Raw genomic sequence first — 17,832 nt, 5'->3', positions numbered from 1 at the left:
CTGGCGTAGATGGCTGTCCGGTTGCCGGGACATGACGCTAATACGATGATTTTGCTTCGGATCGGCAATCATTTGATCAAGGTTGCGGATATTGACGCCGTTCGCTCATATAATCGCCGCCATGACACTGATTCGGAAGGATTCGATGACCAGCCTGATGGCGGCCCTGTGGGGGCTGCTCTTCTCCTGCCTGGCCTGGGCGGCACCCGGCCCCTTCGTCACCACGCCCCCTGACAGCACCACCACGGCACCCTCCGCCAGCATGGAGCCGCTGCTCTCCTGGTTTACCGGCGAGTTCTCCAGCCGCGAGCAGGCCAGCTACGACAGCCGCTTCACCAGCGCCGAGCTGCGGCTGGTGGAGGTCTGGCCCGGCTACAAGGGCTTTCGCTGGGTCTATGCCGAGCAGTTCCTGACCGAGCGGGCGGTGCGCCCGTTTCGCCAGCGCATCTATCGCTTCTCGCTGGTGCCCGATGGCCGCATCCTGATGGCCGAGCTGACCATGCCGCGAGCCATCGACTTTGCCGGTGCCTGGCGCCGGCCCGAGCTGCTCGACTCCCTCACTCCGCAACAGCTCTCTTTGCGTCAGGGCTGCGAGATCTGGCTGACTCGCCAGCCGTCGGGGGAGTATGCCGGCCACAGCAAGGTGGGCAGCTGCTCCACCAATTTCGGCGGTGCCAGCACCCTGGTGCAATACCTCTGGATCGGCCCCCACAGTGTGCGACTGCTGGATCGGGCCTATGACACCGATGCCCATCAGCGCTGGGGCAGCCCGGGGGAGGGCTATGTCTATCTGCGCCGGGTGAAGCAGCGCGGCGAGTAGGGCTGCGCCCTACAGCTGGTGGCGCAGCTCGATCAGGTAGTCGATGAGCAACCGCAGGCGCAGCGGCAGCGGCTCCCTGGCCGGGTAGAGCAGGTTGACCGGGCGCGGGGCGGGCAGCGCATCCGCCAGGATCTCCTGCAGGGTGCCGCGCGCCAGCTCCTCGCTCAGCAGGGCGCGTGGCTGCAGCAGGATGCCGGCGTGGTTGAGGGCGGCCACCTTGAGGGCGCCGCCGTGGTTGCTGATGAAGGGGCTGTCCCACAGGTGCAGCTGTTCGAGGGGAAAGGCTTCGGCCAGGCGCGACTGGCCGAGCCAGGGGCTGAATCCCAGGCAGTGGTGGCTGGCCAGATCCGCCAGCGTGAGGGGAGTGCCGTGGCGTTGCAGATAGTCTGGCGAGGCGCAAAACACCGAGCCCGTGCTGGTCAGTGGCCGGGCGATGTAGCCGGCATCCTTGGGCTGGCCGATCCGGAAGATGAGGTCGAAGCCGTCGCCGATGACGTCCACCAGCCGATCCGACAGATCCAGCTCGATGCGGATCTGCGGGTAGCGCTCCATGAAGCGGCACAGCAGCGGCGTCAGCCGGTAGCTGCCGAAGGTAACGGGTGCATTGATGCGGATCCTGCCCGCCGCCTGGCCGGTATTGGCCAGGGTGTTCTGCTCCAGCTCCCGGTAGTGCTGCAGCAGGCTCTGGCAGCCGGCGAGGTACTCCTGGCCCGCTTCGGTCAGGCTCTGGCAACGGGTGTTGCGATTGAGCAGACGGGAGCCGACCCTGGCCTCCAGCCACTTGATGTACTTGCCGATCATGGCCGGCGTCATCGCGAAGCGCTCCGCCACGGCGGCGAAACTGCCCGCCCGGGCAACCTCGACGAAGATCTCGATGGCGGTCAAGCGGTCCACTCTAAACTCCTGGTTTATAAAGCCCGGCGCCACTATGTCTGGCTGGCGTCGCGGCTGTCAATATACTGGGCGGCAGCCAATCCACGCTGGAATCTCTCTCGATGACGCTAGACTATTACGCCCTCTATCTGCTGCTCGCCATCGGCACCGTGCTGAGCCCGGGGCCCGCCGTGATCTACACCATAGGCAACACCCTGACCCGGGGCGCCCGCCATGCCATCGCCGGTTTTTGCGGGGTGGCGGTGGGCATCCTGCTGGTGGCGAGCCTAGCCTCGCTGGCGGTGCTCTGGTTCACCCGCTGGCTGGCCGCGGGCCAGCAGATCCTCACCCTGGGCGGCGCGCTCTATCTGCTCTATCTGGGGCTCAACTCCTGGCGCCAGCGGGCGGTGAGCCCGGTGCCGGGGGCAGGGCCGGATCGGGATTGCCGTCGCAGCTTCATCAAGGGGGCGCTCATCAGCCTGCTCAACCCCAAGGCGATCATCTTCTTCACCAGCCTGTTCCCCCAGTTCATCGACTTTCAACACGGGGCGCTGGGTCAGTGCATGCTGCTGGCGGTCACCTTCAGCGCCGTGGTGCTGGTGGTGCATGGCGGCTACTGCCTGGTGTTCCACTGGATAGGGGCGCAAGGCTATGGCGAACGCTTCGCCAAGGGGATCAACCGGCTGTCGGCGGTGATGTTCACCGGTTTTGCCCTGTTGCTGTTGTTCAAGGGGTTGAGATAGGGGAATCACCCGGCAGCGAGCGTCCTGCATGGGGTGAGTAGGACAAATAAGATTCCATCGGCGCTCTTTATGCCGCATGCTTCCAGGTTCAGGGAGTGGGGCAAGGATAATCAGGACCCCAACTGACATGGTCGAGGCGATGCCCATGGCATGGCCTTTCAACAAGGTTGGCAGCATGTCTTATTACGAACACGAAGTGGTCGGTCATCCCGACGTCGAATTGGGGTTGTGCGGCGAGCGTCAGGTGCGCTACCGGATCCATGGGGCCGAGCAGGCTGGCAGCGGCCTGGTGGTCTATATCCCTGGCTTTGGCGGTGATCTGGGTGCCTACAGCCAGGTCTTTTGCGAGAAGGTGGCCGTGCAGCACGGCATGGCGGCGCTTTGTGTCGACTATTTCTGCATGCGATCGCGCCCGGCGGTGGGGGCGGTCATCTCCTTGCTGTCTGATGAGCGTGCGCGTGCACTCGCCCTGCTGGGGTTGCCCGCCACGTCGTCCGATGCCGCACTGCTGCGTGGGCTGGACAGCTTGCAACCGGCGGCGCCATTGCGCTTTCACGGTTTGCTGATACCGCCTGATGGGGCCTACCAGAACTTCGGGGTAATGGCCGCCCTCGATATCCTCAATGCCATTGAAGATGCGATGCTCCGTTACGGCGGCAATCGCGACAACCTGATTCTGGTCGGCTCCTCTTACGGCGGCTATCTGGCGCAGCTGGTCAACAAGTTTCGCCCCGGCTATGTCCGCGCCCTGTTTGACAACTCCTCCTGGGCCGAGCCCAACCTGGCCTATGTAGTGGGACGAGACATCGGTGCGGTGGAGTACCAGTGCAGCCTGCAAGGCGGGGTGGAGCTGGCGCTATGCGTGGACTCCCCCTGGCGGATGGTGGCCGGGCACCCGCACGAGTTCGATGTGGACGCCTTCATCATCCGGGCATTCAGTGCCTCCCAGCTCGATCAGATGGCCGCACAGGGAGGCACGCAGACCTTCTGCCTGATGGTGCACGCCATTCATGACGCCATCGCCCCTGCCGATGCCAAACTAGCCATGGCGCGCGCCATGCTGGCGCGGGGTTTCAATGCCGAGTTGATCCTGTTCGACGAGTCGAGTATCGATGGCGAGTTCATCCGCAACATGGAGCACGGCATGGGTCTCTCCATGCTGCAGTTCTTCGAACAGGGGCTGGCGCTGCTGGCCGAACGCTCTCCCTCCTTCGTGGCCACTCACGCCACCGAGGTGACCCTGCATGCCGGCCACTCGGTCTATCACCTGAACTTTGCACACCCGCAGGTGCGGCTGCAACGCCAGCGGATCGAGGGCATGGCACCCACCTGACATTGCTGCCGGGATGGGGTGTTTGCCGAAACAACAACGGGGGCCTGGCCCCCGTTGTTGTTATCGATGATATGCGGTTCAGAGCCTGAACAGCGGGCGCAGGCGAATGCCGATCAGGCTGCCGGCGAGGGCCATCAGCATCCAGACCCAGCCGTGCAGGCTGCCCGATGCCGTGCCGTCGAAGAAGCCGCCAAGGTTGCAGGCGCTGTACATGGCGCCCATCCCCATCAGCAGGCCGCCGATGATGGAGGCCAGGCTGTTGCCGAGCCGCATCGGGGCGAATTGGCCGCCACCGCTGATGCAGCGCGCCAGCATGGCCCCCAGGATCCCCAGCCAGAACATGCCGACCATGGGGTTGATGAAGAGCGGCTGGGCCAGCTTGGGGTGGCCCTCGAGCAGACCGAACAGGGAGGCACCGCGCAGCGCCATGTCATAGACGGCGCCTGTGATGGTCCAGGCCGAGCCGTGCAGGGCGACCACGCTGGAGTTGAGCACGGCGATGATGATGCCGCCGGTCAGCACGGTGAAGCGGCCGTCGCGCCAGAACAGGTTGCCGCCGCTGAAGAGGGGCTTGAGCTCACCGGTGCGCTTGAGTTCGCTCTTGCGAAACAGCAGGAACAGCGCGGCGACCAGCGCCAGGTTGAGCAGCATGCCGCTCCAGATATTGCCGGTCAGGTCTTTTGCCAGCACCACATGGCTGGAGAAGGTGGCCTCCAGTTCGGGGCGGAACTGGTTGCTGATCAGAGTGCCGATGCCGTAGCAGAGCAGCACCAGCCAGAAGCGGGGTTGCCCCTCGCCGCAGCAGTAGAGGGTGCCGGTGGCGCAGACGCCCGCCAGCTGCATGCCGATGCCGAACAGGAAGGCACCGACGATGAAGGGAATGCCGATGGCCATCACGTTGCCCACCATGGCATCGCCAAACAGGGCGTGGCTAAAGGAGAGGAAGCAGGTGAACAGCAGAATTTCGATGGCGATGGTGAGCAGGTGAACCCGCACGTAGTAGCTGTTGCGCTTGGTCAGCATCTCACGCCAACCGAACACGATGCCGAAGCGGCTGAAGGAGAGGGTGAAGCCGAAGCCGAATCCGATCAGGGCCATCAGAGCCCATTTCATACCAAAGGTGTTGCCGAGCCAGAGTAACGCTCCCCCCGCGATTGCCACGATGGGGAGCGACCATTTTCGATTCATGCCTGTTGTTTCCTGTGCGTCATGGATGGAAGCCGTGCATCCTATTCCCACATTGAGTCCGATTCCAGCCCGGATCCGGTGGATGGCCGGAAAATTCGGGCAAAACCCCATCCAGATCAATTAACCCTGTGTTGCAGAGCGAAATGAGGATGAATCCGTTTTCGCGCAATAATTAATATCTCTGCCATCCTTAATTGGAATTTGATGACGAAAGATGAATTTATATTTTGCGCCACCCCATATTTCTGGGTAGAATCTTGGCGTGTTATCAACAGGTGGAAGGATATTATGGACAGCGACAGTTGTAGCCGATTGCACAGCGCGATGTGGGCTAATCAGAACTGAGGTTGATATCCCTTCTTCTCCCTCACTCTGATCGCTCAGAGTGTGGCATCTAGCGAGTCATCCCGACTCTTGCAACCCAGTCCCGCCGGGATCTGTGTTGCTCCCCGGATTGTTCCACTCCCTCTGCGAGCCATGCCGCCTCGCGCCCCAGCAATTGCACGCCTTGTCACGTGAGCCCTTGGTAATGGGTACGTGTCTGCCCGTCATGGCCGCTCGAAGATTTCTTCGTGAGCATGGTCAGCCAGGCTGGCGTGAAATAACAGGATGAACCTGTGTATTGAAAACAATGTTGTTTTCGATAGGACGGGTTGCGAATTAAAATAATGAAAGCTTCTGCCATATATATTTCAAAATATGCCTTGGTGATTGTGAAATATATTCATGGGGTGCGGTTGTTTCCCTGCTTAACCGGCCCATGAGCCGCCGCTCGTTATTGTTCGACCATCATGCCGTTATGGTTGCTTGCCGTTATCCAGATCTTCTTTTGTGCAATGAGTCGCCGTCGTGGCGATTCATGCCCTGTCGATAATGCGCGCCGCGCGGATTTGCCCGCCGGTGATGACCAGCTGCGCCCTCGATATGTCGGGCCGGCTTGCTGCAGCCCAACTCGGAGGAACCGCCATGACCGAAGAGCCCAAACCTAGACCCTCGGGGTCCACGCCTGCCCACTCCTGATCCCCTGCGGGACGGGATGCGGTGTCCTGACCCCTGATCCGACCTAACCATGCCGGTTGGCACGACGGCAGACATGTGTCTGACGGGCCGCCCCGCGCGCGACGATTGACCGCGCCGGCACAGTGTTGGGTTCACAGCCTTCGATTTCAGTACTGACGCCAGGCCCGGTCCGCGACAGCGCCCGCCTGCGCGTAAAAATCAGGATAAAGAGTCATGAAGCAACAACATACTGCCAGCCGGCACAAGCAGAGAGGGTTCGTCGCCCCGGGCAGCCAGAAGGAGAAACTCTCCTCCCGGGTGCTCGACGAGGCCGACAAGTCCCTCGAGTACACCCTTACCGCCGTGCGCGGCAACATCGATGGCCTCACCGCGACCGAGGCCGCCAACCGCCTGATCCAGTTCGGCCCCAACGAGGTGACCCACGACAAGCCGCCCCATGCGCTGCTCCAGCTGCTGCAGGCGTTCAAGAACCCCTTCGTGATGGTGCTGATCGTGCTCGGGCTGGTCAGTTACGTGATGGACGTGTTGATGGCCGAGCCGGGCGACGAGGACTGGGTCAAGGTGATCATCCTCGGCGTCATGGTGGGGCTGAGCGGCCTGCTGCGCTTCTGGCAGGAGTATCGCTCGGCCAAGGCGGCCGAGGCGCTCAAGTCGCTGGTGCGCAACACCGCCACTGTGCAGCGTCGCCCCTCGCCCGGGGTCGCTCCCCAGCGCAAGGAGGTGGCGATGACCGAGCTGGTGGCCGGTGACATAGTGCATCTGCAGGCGGGGGACATGATCCCGGCCGACATCAAGCTGATCGAATCGCGCGATCTCTTCATCAGCCAGGCGGTGCTGACCGGCGAAGCGCTGCCGGTGGAGAAGTACGACACCCTGGGCGCCGTGGCCGGCAAGTCGGCGGAAGGGAGCGTTGCAGCCGAGGGGGGGATGCTCGATCTGCCCAACATCTGCTTTATGGGTACCAACGTGGTGAGCGGTACCGCCCGCGCCGTGGTGGTGGCCACCGGCAGCGACACCTATTTCGGCTCGCTGGCCCGCAACGTGGTGAGCCACAAGCGCATCGAGACCAGTTTCGATCGCGGCGTGAACAGCGTCACTAGGCTGCTTATTCGCTTCATGCTGGTGATGGTGCCCATCGTCTTCATGCTGAGCGGGGTCAGCAGCGGCGACTGGATGTCGGCGCTCACCTTCGCGCTGGCGGTGGCGGTGGGGCTCACCCCCGAGATGCTGCCGATGATCGTCTCCGCCAACCTGGCGCGCGGCGCGGTGGCCATGGCCAAGCGCAAGGTGGTGGTGAAGCGGCTCAACTCGGTGCAGAACTTCGGAGCCATGGACGTGCTCTGCACCGACAAGACCGGCACCCTGACCCAGGACAAGATCATCCTCGAGCACCACTACGACGTGCGTGGCAACCGGGACGACCGGATCCTGCAGCTGGCCTGGCTCAACAGCTTTCACCAGAGCGGCATGAAGAACCTGATGGACATCGCGGTGGTCGAGCACGCCGATGCGCTGGGGGAGAGCTGCAAGCCGGCCAACTACCGCAAGGTGGACGAGCTGCCGTTCGATTTCGTGCGCCGGCGCCTGTCGGTGATCGTGCAGGACGATCTGGGCCAGCAGCTGATGGTCTCCAAGGGGGCGGTGGAAGAGATGCTGGCCGTCTCCAGCCACATTGCGGATGGCCAGGAGATGCGGGAGCTGACCGATGCCGATCGCCGTGCCCTGCTGCGGCAGAGCGAAGAGTTCAACGCCGAGGGCTATCGGGTGCTGATCGTGGCGACCCGCGAGATCCCGGCGGGTGAGTGCAAGCAGAGCTATCAGACCCGCGACGAGGCCAAGCTGGTGGTGCGCGGCTTCCTCACCTTCTTCGATCCGCCCAAGGATTCGGCTGCACCAGCCATCCGCGCGCTGAACGACTATGGCGTGGCGGTCAAGGTGCTGACCGGCGACAACCCCATCATCACCAGCAAGGTGTGTCGTGATGTGGGGCTGGCGCCCGGCGTGCCGCTGCTCGGTAAGGATATCGAGGGGATGGACGACGTGGCGCTGTGCGAGGCGGTCAAGCAGACCACCATCTTCGCCAAACTCACCCCACTGCAGAAGTCGCGGGTGGTGAAGGCGCTGCAGGCCAACGGCAATACCGTCGGTTTCCTCGGTGACGGCATCAACGATGCGCCGGCGCTGCGGGATGCAGACGTGGGGATCTCGGTGGACAGCGGTGCCGACATCGCCAAGGAGACCGCCGACATCATCCTGCTGGAGAAGAGCCTGATGGTGTTGGAGGAGGGGGTGATCAAGGGACGGGAGACCTTTGGCAACATCCTGAAGTACCTCAACATGACCGCCAGCTCCAACTTCGGCAACGTCTTCTCGGTGCTGGTGGCCTCCGCCTGGCTGCCCTGGGCACCCATGCTGGCGATGCAGATGCTGATCCAGAACCTGGTGTATGACGTCTCCCAGATGCTGCTGCCGTGGGACAAGATGGACCCCGAGTTCCTCAAGCGCCCGCGCAAGTGGGAGGCGAGCAACATCAAGCGTTTCATGCTGTGGCTCGGCCCGACCTCCTCGGTGTTCGATATCAGCACCTACTGCCTGATGTGGTTCGTGTTCGGCGCCGGCGCCCTCTATGCCACCGCCAACGGCAGCATGGATCCGCTGGTCAACGGTCAGGCCATCATGAACTCCGGCTGGTTCATCGAGGGGCTGGTGTCGCAGACGCTGGTGGTGCATATGCTGCGTACCCGCAAGATCCCCTTCCTGCAGAGTACCGCTACCCTGCCGGTGCTGTTCTCCACCTCGATCACCATCGCCATCGGCTGCTACCTGCCGTTCTCGCCGCTGGCTGAGCACTTCGGCTTCATCACTCTGGATGGGCCCAAGTACTTCATGTGGCTGGTGATCACCATGCTGGCTTACATGGGGCTGACCCAGACCGTCAAGACCCTTTACATCAAGCGCCACGGCCAGTGGTTCTGATGAAGGGCCAGTGAGAGGGCCGGTTATCCGGCCAGGAAACATAAACGCAAAGAGGGATGGCCCGGGCCATCCCTCTTTTTCATGGCAGCAAGACAGGGATCAGTGCAGGACCAGGGCGTAGGCCTCACCGGCCATGCCGGTCAGGATGGAGAGGCTGACCGCGCCAAACAGCAGGCCGGTGACCAGATTGAGTGGACGCTGCACGCGGCCGAGCAGGCGCTGGGCCCGCACGGTGGAGAGACTCCAGGCCAGCCCCCCGAACCAGACCAGCGAGAGCAGGAACAGCTCCAGCACCAGCAGGCCGCGGGTCAGGCCGTCCACCTGGGGCGTCACCATGGCGGCCAGCAGCCCCATGAAGAACAGCAGCGCCTTGGGGTTGAGCAGGTTGGTGGCAATGCCGCGCTGCACCCCCTTGCGCCAGCCCTGTGCTTCGCCGCCGGCGTGCAGGGCGAGCTCGGCCGAGCTGTGCCAGGCCGCCTTCAGCGCCCCCCAGCCGAGCCATCCCAGATAGAGGGCGCCGACCACCTTCACCGTCATGAATAGCCAGGGGTGTTCGGCAATCAGCAGGCTGATGCCGGTGAGGCTGAGGGTGGCATGTACCACAATCGCCAGGGCGATGCCCAGCGCTGCGCCGAGGGCGGTGGGCCTGTGCAGGCTGGTGCGCAGGATCAGCGCGAAGTCGGGGCCCGGGCTCGCCAGGGCGATGAGGTGGATGAGACCTATGGTCAGAAACAGGCTGGTGAACATGGAAACCTCTGCGACAGTATCGAGTTCACAGCATGGCGGATTGTGGAGTCGCGGGATTGTAAAAGATTGCAGTGCGGAGTTAGTCGGTGCGCCCAATGGCGGCCTGCATCTGCTGGCGAAAATCGGCGGGGGTGAGGCCGAACGCTTGGCGAAAACCGTGATGGAAGTGGCTCTGATCGAAGAAACCGACCGCCAGAGCCACCTCGCTCACCGGCAGGCCGCTGCCGAGCAGGCGCTTGCTCTGCTCGAGCCGCAGCCGCTTGAGCCAGGCGTAGGGGGTCATGCCGGTCTTCTTCTTGAACTGGCGCAGAAAGGCGAAGCGATCCAGCCCGAACAGGGCGGCCAGATCCTCCAGACTGTGGCGCTCATCCAGCCGGGCCATCAGATAGTCGCGCAGGTACCTGAGCTGGGGGTCGGCCAGGGCGTGGCGCTCGGGTGCTATGTGCAGCAGCTCGCCGAGCAGGGCCAGCAGCTGGCTCTCCGCCAGCAGGCCGTCGGGGCTGGGGTTGTCCAGGTACATGTGCAGCCGGGCGAAGCCCTGATAGAGATCGGGGCGGCTCTGCAACCCCTTGTCGAAGAAGGGTTCCGGGCTGTCTGGCAGCCAGCGGGCCAGCTGCTCGGGGGCGATGGCGAACACCCGCACCTCGTACCCTTCCGGCCGCAGGCTGAGGCCGTCGTGCATCTCGTCCGGGTTGACGGTGGAGAGCTCGCCGCGCACCAGGTGGTGGCTGTTGCCCTTGTGGATGAATTTCTGGCCGCCCTGCTGCACCAGACCTATGTGGTAGTCCAGGTGAACATGGCGGCCATAGCTGAACTCCCTGTGGTGGGAGTGGGAGAGTTCAACTCCCGGCAGCAGCCGGGATTGCCAGTAGTGGATGCGGGATTGGGGTGCGCTCATCGGCTATTGATAACCTGAAACCCGGGCATGGGCTTGTAGATTATTGCAGCGCCGGGCGGAGTACCGTCAAGCCTGCTCCGCAGCCTGCCGGCGTTTGCCGCTGCGCAGCCCGTCCAGACTGAACAGCACCAGCGCGCTCCAGATGAAGGCGAAGGTGATCATCTTGTCCAGCGCCAGCGCCTCGCCATAGAGGGTGACCGCCAGGATGAACATCAGGCTGGGGCCTATGTACTGGAAGAAGCCCAGGGTGGAGAGCTTGAGCCGGGTGGCCGCGGCGGTGAAGCAGAGCAGCGGCGCCGTGGTGACGGCACCGGCGGCGATCAGCAACAGGTTGAGGTGCCAGTCATTCTGGGTGAGATGGCTGGTGGGGCTGTCGGCGATGCCCCACAGATAGATGGCGGCCGGCGGCAGCATGATCAGGGTCTCGATCAAGAGGCCGGTCAGCGCGTCGAGGGCCAGCTTCTTGCGAATGAGGCCATAGATGGCGAAGCTCGAGGCCAGCACCAGCGCGATCCACGGCAGGGAGCCGAAGGCGATGATCTGGATGGCGACACCGATCGCCGCCAGTCCCACCGCCCACCACTGCAGCCGGCGCAGCTTCTCGCTCAGGAACAACATGCCGAGCAGCACGTTGAACAGCGGGTTGATGTAGTAGCCGAGGCTGGCATCCAGCATGTGGCCGTTGTTGATGGCCCAGATGAACAGCAGCCAGTTGCCGCCGACCGTGATGGAGGTAAAGGCCAGGGTGAGCAGCACTTTCGGCTGGCGCAGTACCGCCTGCACCTTGTGCCACTGGCGGCCGAGCAGGGTCAGCACCAGCAGCAGGGCGCACGACCAGATCATGCGATGGGTCAGGATCTCGGCGGCCGGCACGGCGGCGATGGTCTTGAAGTAGATGGGCGCCAGGCCCCAAAGGGTATAGGCGCACAAGGCGTAGATGACGCCCTGGCGCTGAACGTGTTGCTGCATGCGGATAACCTTCACTGGAGAGGCGGATGCTGGAACGCATCGCAAAAAATCAGTGTAGCGATCCTTTTGCGGGGAAAGAAGCGAATAAATGGTGATCAGCGGATTTTAACGGCGTACTGCCCGGCTCAGCGGCCTCCGCCGCGGCGGATCTTGTCCACGTCCAGCAGCAGCCACAGCATGAGTGCGATGGCAGAGATCCACGGACCCCAGGTCACGTAGGCCTCACCGTGTCCCAGTATGTAGAACAGCAGCGGCAGTCCTATTACCAGAAACAGTACACTTCCCAGAAAAAATAACATTTTTATCTTTATATTTAAGGGCTTGTCTATTTGATGATTATATCGATTGAGGCCGGCGATGAAAGGGTAAAAATGAAAAAGGGGGATTTCTCCCCCTTTTCGATAAATGAGCGTTATTTCTGATGCTATTCGAGCTGGATCCAGGTGCTTTTCAGCTCGGTGTACTTCTCCAGCGCATGCAGCGACTTGTCACGACCGTTGCCGGACTGCTTGAAACCGCCGAACGGCATGGTCATGTCGCCGCCATCCCAGTTATTGACGAACACGGTGCCGGCGCGCAGGGCGCGGGAGCCCTTCACCGCCTTGTTGAGATCCGCCGTCCAGATTGCGGCCGCCAGACCGTAGTCGGTGTCGTTGCCCAGCGCAATGGCCTCTTCCAGGGTGTCGAAGCCGGTCACCGCCAGCACGGGGCCGAAGATCTCCTCGCGGAAGATGCGCATCTCTGGGGTCACCTCATCGAAGATGGTGGGCTCGATATAGAAGCCGCCGCTCTCGGTATTGGTGCGTTTGCCCCCCAGCAGCAGCTTGGCGCCCTGCTGCTGGCCGATGGCGATGTAGTTGAGCACCTGCTCCATCTGGATGTGGTCCACCATGGCGCCGATGCGGGTGGTGGGGTCGAGCGGGTTGGCCGAGATCCACTCGCGGGCATGGGCCAGCAGCCGCTCCATGAACTGCGGCTTGATGCTGTTTTGCACCAGCAGGCGGGAGGCGGCGGTGCACACCTCGCCCTGGTTGTAGAAGATGGCGCCGGCCGCGCTGCGGGCGGCGGCGTCCAGATCCGGCGCATCCGCCAGTATGATGTTGGGGCTCTTGCCGCCGCACTCCATGAAGGCGCGCTTGAGGTTGGACTTGCCGGAGCACTGCACCAGATGCTTGCCGATCTTGGTGGAGCCGGTGAAGGTGATGCAGTCGACGTCCATGTGCATGGCCAGCGCTTCGCCGACCGTGTGGCCGAAGCCGGGCAGCACGTTGAACACGCCGTCGGGGATGCCGGCCTCTTTGGCCAGACCCGCGATGCGCAAGGCGGTGAGCGGGGATTTCTCGGAGGGTTTCAGGATCACCGAGTTGCCGGTGGCGAGCGCCGGCCCCAGCTTCCAGCAGGCCATCACCAGCGGGAAGTTCCAGGGGACGATGGCGGCCACGACGCCGAGCGGCTCGCGGGTCACCAGCGCCAGGGCGGACTCCTCGACCGGCGCGACCTGATCGTAGATCTTGTCGATGGCCTCGGCGTTCCAGGCGATGCAGTTGGCGGCGGCGGGGGCGTCATAGCCCATGGCGTCACCGATGGGCTTGCCCATGTCGAGCGATTCCAGCAGCGCCAGCTCCACCAGATTGAGCCGCATCAGTTCGGCGAAGCGCTGCAGGATCTGTTTGCGCTGCTTGGGCGACAGACCGCTCCAGCGTTTGTCGTCAAAGGCGGCGCGGGCGGCCTGCACCGCCAGTTCGGCATCGGCGGCGTCGCAGGCGGCAACCTTGGTCAGCAGCTTGCCGTTGGCCGGGTTGATGCAGTCGAAGGTGGCGCCGTTGATGGCGTCCCGGTAGCTGCCGTCGATGAAGGCTTGCGAGGGCAGGGTCAGGTGGGAGGCCTTGTGTTGCCACTGGGCCAGGGTCAGGTCACTCATGTTCACTCCTTGAACCGGCAAAAAGTCAGTTTCCGCGTATCAATATGCTAAACATCCTGTCGCTTGTAAATCCACCTTGTAACAATTCGTTAAACACTTTGCCGGTTTGGCCTCATCCGGAATCCGTCCCATTGAGGGTATCCGGCAGGGCAAACCGCACCGCAAGAGTGGCCGTCGGCGCCTGCCAAACCGGAGGCCGGCGCTAAGGGGCTGGTCGTGCTGCTGGGTCCGCCGAGGGGCGGGATCTCCCCTCTCATGGCTTAGAAGCTGGCGGGGGTGTTGGCCGAGATCAGCACGCATTCGTGCTCATCCACATTGCGAAAACGGTGCGGGGTGCGGCTGTCGAAGTAGTAGCCGTCCCCCGGCGCCAGCAGGTAAACCTGCTCGCCGACGGTGACCTCCACCTGGCCCTGGATGACGATGCCGCACTCTTCGCCTTCATGGCTCAGCATGTCGTCGCCGGTGTCGGCGCCCGGTGGCAGTATCTCCTGCATCATGCCGATGGCGCGGTTGGCGCGGCTGTGGCCCACCAGTCGGTAGCTGATGGGGTGGGTGCCGAGATCCGGCATGTCGGCGGCGCGGAAGATCACCTCGGAGTCCATCTCCGTCTCATCGGTGAAGAAGGTGGCCAGCGACATGGGGATCCCTTCCAGCACCTTGCGCAGGGAGGCGACCGAGGGGCTCACCTGATTTTTCTCGATCTGGGAGATAAAGCCGTTGGTCACACCGGAGCGTTTGGCCAGCTCGCGCTGGGAGAGGGCGGCTTTGGTGCGAACCGCCTTGAGGCGGTGACCGATATCCATCGATAGACACTCCTTGACTGTTTACTATTATTAAATTTGTGTTAAATATCTTATACCACCCCGCTCAGAGCAGCTAGCCGGGTGACACCATATGGGGCAAGTTTGAGCCCTTTTTTAAGATTTCAGGTGTTTAATTTAATAGGCATTGGCCGACAGTTACTAAACACCTTAAGGATGAGGTGACCATGAAACCGATCAGCGACATCAATACGCCCTCCGACATGTCCGCCTTCTGGATGCCGTTTACCGCCAACCAGCAGTTCAAGGCGGCGCCGCGCATCCTGAAGTCGGCCGAGGGAATGTATTATCACTCAGAGGATGGCCGCAAGATACTGGATGGCACCGCCGGACTCTGGTGTTGCAACGCGGGTCATGGTCGGCGCGAGATTGCCGAGGCGGTCTCCCAGCAGATTTCCCACCTCGATTTTGCCCCGACATTCCAGATGGGGCACCCCCTGCCGTTCGAGCTGGCCAACCGGCTGGTGGAGATCGCCCCCAAGGGCTTCGGCCACGTCTTCTATACCAACTCAGGTTCGGAATCGGTGGATACCGCGCTCAAGATCGCGCTTGCCTGGCAGCGGGCGCGCGGTCAGGGCACCCGTACCCGGCTCATCGGCCGTGAGCGCGGCTACCACGGGGTCGGCTTCGGCGGCATCTCGGTGGGGGGCATTCCTGGCAACCGCAAGTGGTTCGGCTCCCTGCTGACCGGGGTGGATCACCTGCCCCACACCCTCAACATCGCCAAGAATGCCTTCACCAAGGGGCTGCCCGAGGAGGATGTGGCGCTGGCCGACGAGCTGGAGAAGATCGTCTTCCTGCACGACGCCAGCAACATTGCGGCGGTGATCGTCGAACCCATCGCCGGCAGTACCGGCGTGCTGATGCCGCCCAAAGGCTACCTAAAGCGGCTGCGGGAGATCTGCACCAAACACGGCATCCTGCTCATCTTCGACGAGGTGATCACCGGTTTCGGCCGCCTCGGCTCTCCTTTCGCCGCCCAGGAGTTCGACGTCATCCCCGACATGATCACCTGTGCCAAGGGGCTCACCAACGGGGCCATCCCCATGGGCGCCGTGCTGGTACAGAACCACATCTATGACGACATGATGGCGGCCGGCAAGGGAGCCATCGAGCTGTTCCACGGCTACACCTACTCCGGCCATCCGGTGGCCGCCGCCGCGGGCCTCGCGACCCTCGAGATCTACCGCAACGAAAACCTGCTGAGCCGCGCCGCCGATCTGGCGGGTTACTGGGAGGAGGCGGCCCATTCGCTGAAGGGCTGCAAGCACGTGAAGGATGTGCGCAACTACGGGCTGGTGGCGGGCATCGAGCTCGAGTCCATGCCGGATGCACCGGGCAAGCGCGCCTACGAGGTGTTCGTGCGCTGCTTCGAGAAGGGGGCGCTGATCCGCGTCACCGGCGACATCATCGCCCTGTCGCCGCCCCTCATCATAGAGCGCAGCCAGATCGACGATCTCTTCACCCTGCTGCAGGACGCCCTGCAGGCCCAGGACTGACTTTTAACCGGTTAATGGCGCCCGTCGCGGCGCCACTTGCCCGTGCCTGCTCCCCGGGACGGCGCGGGCAGGGACGAATAACCCATCACGGAGGATTTATGACATACAGGGTCAGCAACTTCATCGACGGCGAGACGACCGAGAGCCGCAGCGAGCGCTTCGGAGCCATCTTCAACCCCGCCACCGGCCAGCAGCAGGGCCAGGTGGTGCTCAGCACCGCCGCCGAGTGCCAGGATGCCATCGCCAGCGCTGAGCGCGCCCTGGTCGACTGGGCGCAGACCCCGCCGCTGGTGCGGGCCCGGGTACTGTTTCGCTTCAAGGAGCTGATGGAGCAGCACAGGGACGATCTGGCGCGGCTGATCAGCCGTGAGCACGGCAAGGTGTTTTCCGACGCTCAGGGCGAGCTGACCCGCGGTCTCGAGGTGGTGGAGTTCGCCTGCGGCATTCCCCATCTGCTCAAGGGGGAGCACTCCCTCAACGTGGGCCGCGGGGTCGACAGTCACTCCATGATGCAGCCGGTGGGGGTCTGCGCCGGCATCACTCCGTTCAACTTCCCGGCCATGGTGCCGCTGTGGATGTTCCCGGTGGCCATCGCCTGCGGCAACACCTTCATCCTCAAGCCCTCCGAGAAGGATCCCTCCCTCTCCCTTCGCATGGCCGAGCTGCTCAAGCAGGCCGGCCTGCCGGACGGGGTGCTCAACGTGGTCAACGGCGACAAGGAGGTGGTAGACGTGCTGCTGACCGACCCGCGGGTCGGCGCCGTGTCCTTCGTCGGCTCCACCCCCATCGCCCAGTACATCTATGCCACCGCCTCGGCCCACGGCAAGCGGGTACAGGCGCTGGGCGGCGCCAAGAACCATATGGTGGTGATGCCGGATGCGGATCTCGATCAGGCGGTTTCCGCCCTGATGGGGGCGGCCTACGGCGCTGCCGGCGAGCGCTGCATGGCCATTTCGGTGGCCGTGGTGGTGGGTGACGACACCGCCGATGCCCTGGTCGCGAAACTCTCGCCGCTGGTGGCTGCACTGCGGGTGGGCCCGGGGCTGGGCCAGAGCCCGGAGAACGAGATGGGGCCCCTCATCAGCCGCGAGCACCTGGCCAAGGTGCACGGCTATGTGGATCAGGGAGTGGCCGAGGGGGCTGAGCTGGTGGTGGACGGCCGGGGCCTGAGCCAGGGCGAGGGCGAGGGTTACTTCATCGGTGGCAGCCTGTTCGATCGGGTGAGCCCGGAGATGCGCATCTACCGGGAGGAGATCTTCGGCCCTGTGCTGGCCATCGTGCGGGCGCCGGACTACGAGACGGCGCTCAGGCTCATCAACGAACACGAGTACGGCAACGGCACCGCCATCTTCACCTGTGACGGCGACACCGCGCGGGACTTCACCGCTCGCGTGCAGGTCGGTATGGTAGGGGTGAACGTTCCCATCCCGGTGCCCATGGCGTTTCACAGCTTTGGCGGCTGGAAGCGGTCCATCTTCGGGCCGCTCAACATGCACGGGCCGGATGGGGTGCGCTTCTATACCCGGATGAAGACGGTGACTGCCCGTTGGCCCCAGAGCCTGCGGGCGGGCGCGGAGTTCTCCATGCCGACCATGAAGTAATCAACCATGCAGCAGCTAGCCCGGACATGGCCCGGTGGCAGGAATCCACCTTCGTTCGCCGCTATCACTGTGAAGGAGTAACAGATGCGACTGGGAATTCTCGATTGTGACCGGCTGGACCCCGATTTGGCGGGGGACTTCGGCCCCGTTTACTCCGAGATGTTTATCAAGGGCTTCCGGGCCCTGGCCCCCGGGCTGGAATTTCGGGTCTGGTCGGCGCTCGATGGCGAGCTGCCGGCCGATCTGCACGAGTGCGATGCCTGGCTCATCACCGGCTCGCGCCACGATGCCTACAGCGACATCCCCTGGATCCAGGCGCTGCGCGACTGGATCCGGCGCGCCCACGATGCCGACGTCAAGCTGGCGGGTGTCTGCTTCGGTCACCAGGTGATCGCCCAGGCGCTGGGGGGCGAGGTGGTGAAG

The 17,832-nt window shown here is 63.4% G+C and carries 15 protein-coding genes; 7 read left to right on the top strand and 8 right to left on the bottom strand.

Annotated features, from left to right (window positions below; translation table 11 throughout):
- The first annotated feature begins 145 nt into the window (after positions 1–145).
- On the top strand, positions 146–820 hold the full coding sequence (locus BN1143_RS08445; protein ID WP_197069856.1) for a chromophore lyase CpcT/CpeT: 675 nt from the start codon (positions 146–148) through the stop codon (positions 818–820).
- A 9-nt stretch (positions 821–829) separates the two neighbouring features.
- Here the strand turns inward: BN1143_RS08445 and BN1143_RS08440 are convergent, their stop codons facing one another.
- The gene (locus BN1143_RS08440; RefSeq protein ID WP_042050274.1) at positions 830–1,714 is read right to left on the bottom strand and encodes a LysR family transcriptional regulator; all 885 of its coding nucleotides are present in this window, start codon (positions 1,712–1,714) and stop codon (positions 830–832) included.
- 101 nt (positions 1,715–1,815) lie between these two features.
- On the opposite strand from BN1143_RS08440, the gene BN1143_RS08435 reads away from it, so the two are divergent.
- Positions 1,816–2,436, top strand: a complete 621-nt coding sequence (locus BN1143_RS08435) for a LysE family translocator (protein ID WP_042050273.1) — start codon at positions 1,816–1,818, stop codon at positions 2,434–2,436.
- Positions 2,437–2,563: 127 nt separating this feature from the next.
- Positions 2,564–3,769 (top strand): DUF2920 family protein, encoded by a 1,206-nt coding sequence (locus BN1143_RS08430; protein ID WP_042050272.1) that lies wholly within the window; start codon positions 2,564–2,566, stop codon positions 3,767–3,769.
- 78 nt (positions 3,770–3,847) lie between these two features.
- Here the strand turns inward: BN1143_RS08430 and BN1143_RS08425 are convergent, their stop codons facing one another.
- Positions 3,848–4,957 carry a YeeE/YedE thiosulfate transporter family protein gene (locus tag BN1143_RS08425; RefSeq protein WP_197069855.1) on the bottom strand — a complete coding sequence of 370 codons (1,110 nt, stop codon included), beginning with the start codon at positions 4,955–4,957 and terminating at the stop codon, positions 3,848–3,850.
- Between the two features lie 1,233 nt (positions 4,958–6,190).
- On the opposite strand from BN1143_RS08425, the gene mgtA reads away from it, so the two are divergent.
- A complete protein-coding gene (mgtA, locus tag BN1143_RS08420; protein ID WP_042050270.1) occupies positions 6,191–8,953 on the top strand; it encodes a magnesium-translocating P-type ATPase in 2,763 nt (920 codons plus the stop codon).
- Between the two features lie 99 nt (positions 8,954–9,052).
- Here mgtA and BN1143_RS08415 read toward each other — a convergent pair whose 3' ends face one another.
- The 6 genes from BN1143_RS08415 to BN1143_RS08390 all read right to left on the bottom strand — a co-directional run bounded on the left by BN1143_RS08415 (position 9,053) and on the right by BN1143_RS08390 (position 14,291).
- Entirely contained in the window at positions 9,053–9,700 is a 648-nt protein-coding gene (locus tag BN1143_RS08415; protein WP_026139265.1) for a LysE family translocator, read from the bottom strand.
- Positions 9,701–9,779: 79 nt separating this feature from the next.
- Positions 9,780–10,598, bottom strand: coding sequence for an AraC family transcriptional regulator (locus BN1143_RS08410; protein ID WP_042050269.1), 819 nt, complete (start codon positions 10,596–10,598; stop codon positions 9,780–9,782).
- Between the two features lie 66 nt (positions 10,599–10,664).
- A complete protein-coding gene (rarD, locus tag BN1143_RS08405; RefSeq protein ID WP_017766217.1) occupies positions 10,665–11,567 on the bottom strand; it encodes an EamA family transporter RarD in 903 nt (300 codons plus the stop codon).
- Between the two features lie 125 nt (positions 11,568–11,692).
- Positions 11,693–11,866 (bottom strand): hypothetical protein, encoded by a 174-nt coding sequence (locus BN1143_RS22625; protein WP_005307716.1) that lies wholly within the window; start codon positions 11,864–11,866, stop codon positions 11,693–11,695.
- A gap of 125 nt (positions 11,867–11,991) precedes the next feature.
- The gene (locus BN1143_RS08395) at positions 11,992–13,488 is read right to left on the bottom strand and encodes an aldehyde dehydrogenase (RefSeq protein WP_017766218.1); all 1,497 of its coding nucleotides are present in this window, start codon (positions 13,486–13,488) and stop codon (positions 11,992–11,994) included.
- Between the two features lie 260 nt (positions 13,489–13,748).
- Positions 13,749–14,291, bottom strand: a complete 543-nt coding sequence (locus tag BN1143_RS08390; RefSeq protein WP_005307724.1) for a cupin domain-containing protein — start codon at positions 14,289–14,291, stop codon at positions 13,749–13,751.
- A 185-nt stretch (positions 14,292–14,476) separates the two neighbouring features.
- On the opposite strand from BN1143_RS08390, the gene aptA reads away from it, so the two are divergent.
- The 3 genes from aptA to BN1143_RS08375 form a co-directional block, all read left to right on the top strand.
- Positions 14,477–15,808, top strand: a complete 1,332-nt coding sequence (aptA, locus tag BN1143_RS08385; protein WP_017778620.1) for an omega-aminotransferase AptA — start codon at positions 14,477–14,479, stop codon at positions 15,806–15,808.
- A gap of 98 nt (positions 15,809–15,906) precedes the next feature.
- A complete protein-coding gene (locus BN1143_RS08380) occupies positions 15,907–17,409 on the top strand; it encodes a CoA-acylating methylmalonate-semialdehyde dehydrogenase (protein ID WP_042050268.1) in 1,503 nt (500 codons plus the stop codon).
- An 84-nt stretch (positions 17,410–17,493) separates the two neighbouring features.
- Positions 17,494–17,832, top strand: a 339-nt coding sequence (locus tag BN1143_RS08375) for a glutamine amidotransferase-related protein (RefSeq protein WP_042050301.1), incomplete at its 3' end; no start/stop codon positions are given.

Origin of the sequence: Aeromonas dhakensis (assembly GCF_000820305.1) — a bacterium.
GTDB lineage: Bacteria > Pseudomonadota > Gammaproteobacteria > Enterobacterales > Aeromonadaceae > Aeromonas > Aeromonas dhakensis.
The sequence above is the reverse complement of the archived record's forward strand: the minus strand, read 5'-3'. Positions and strand labels throughout refer to the sequence as shown.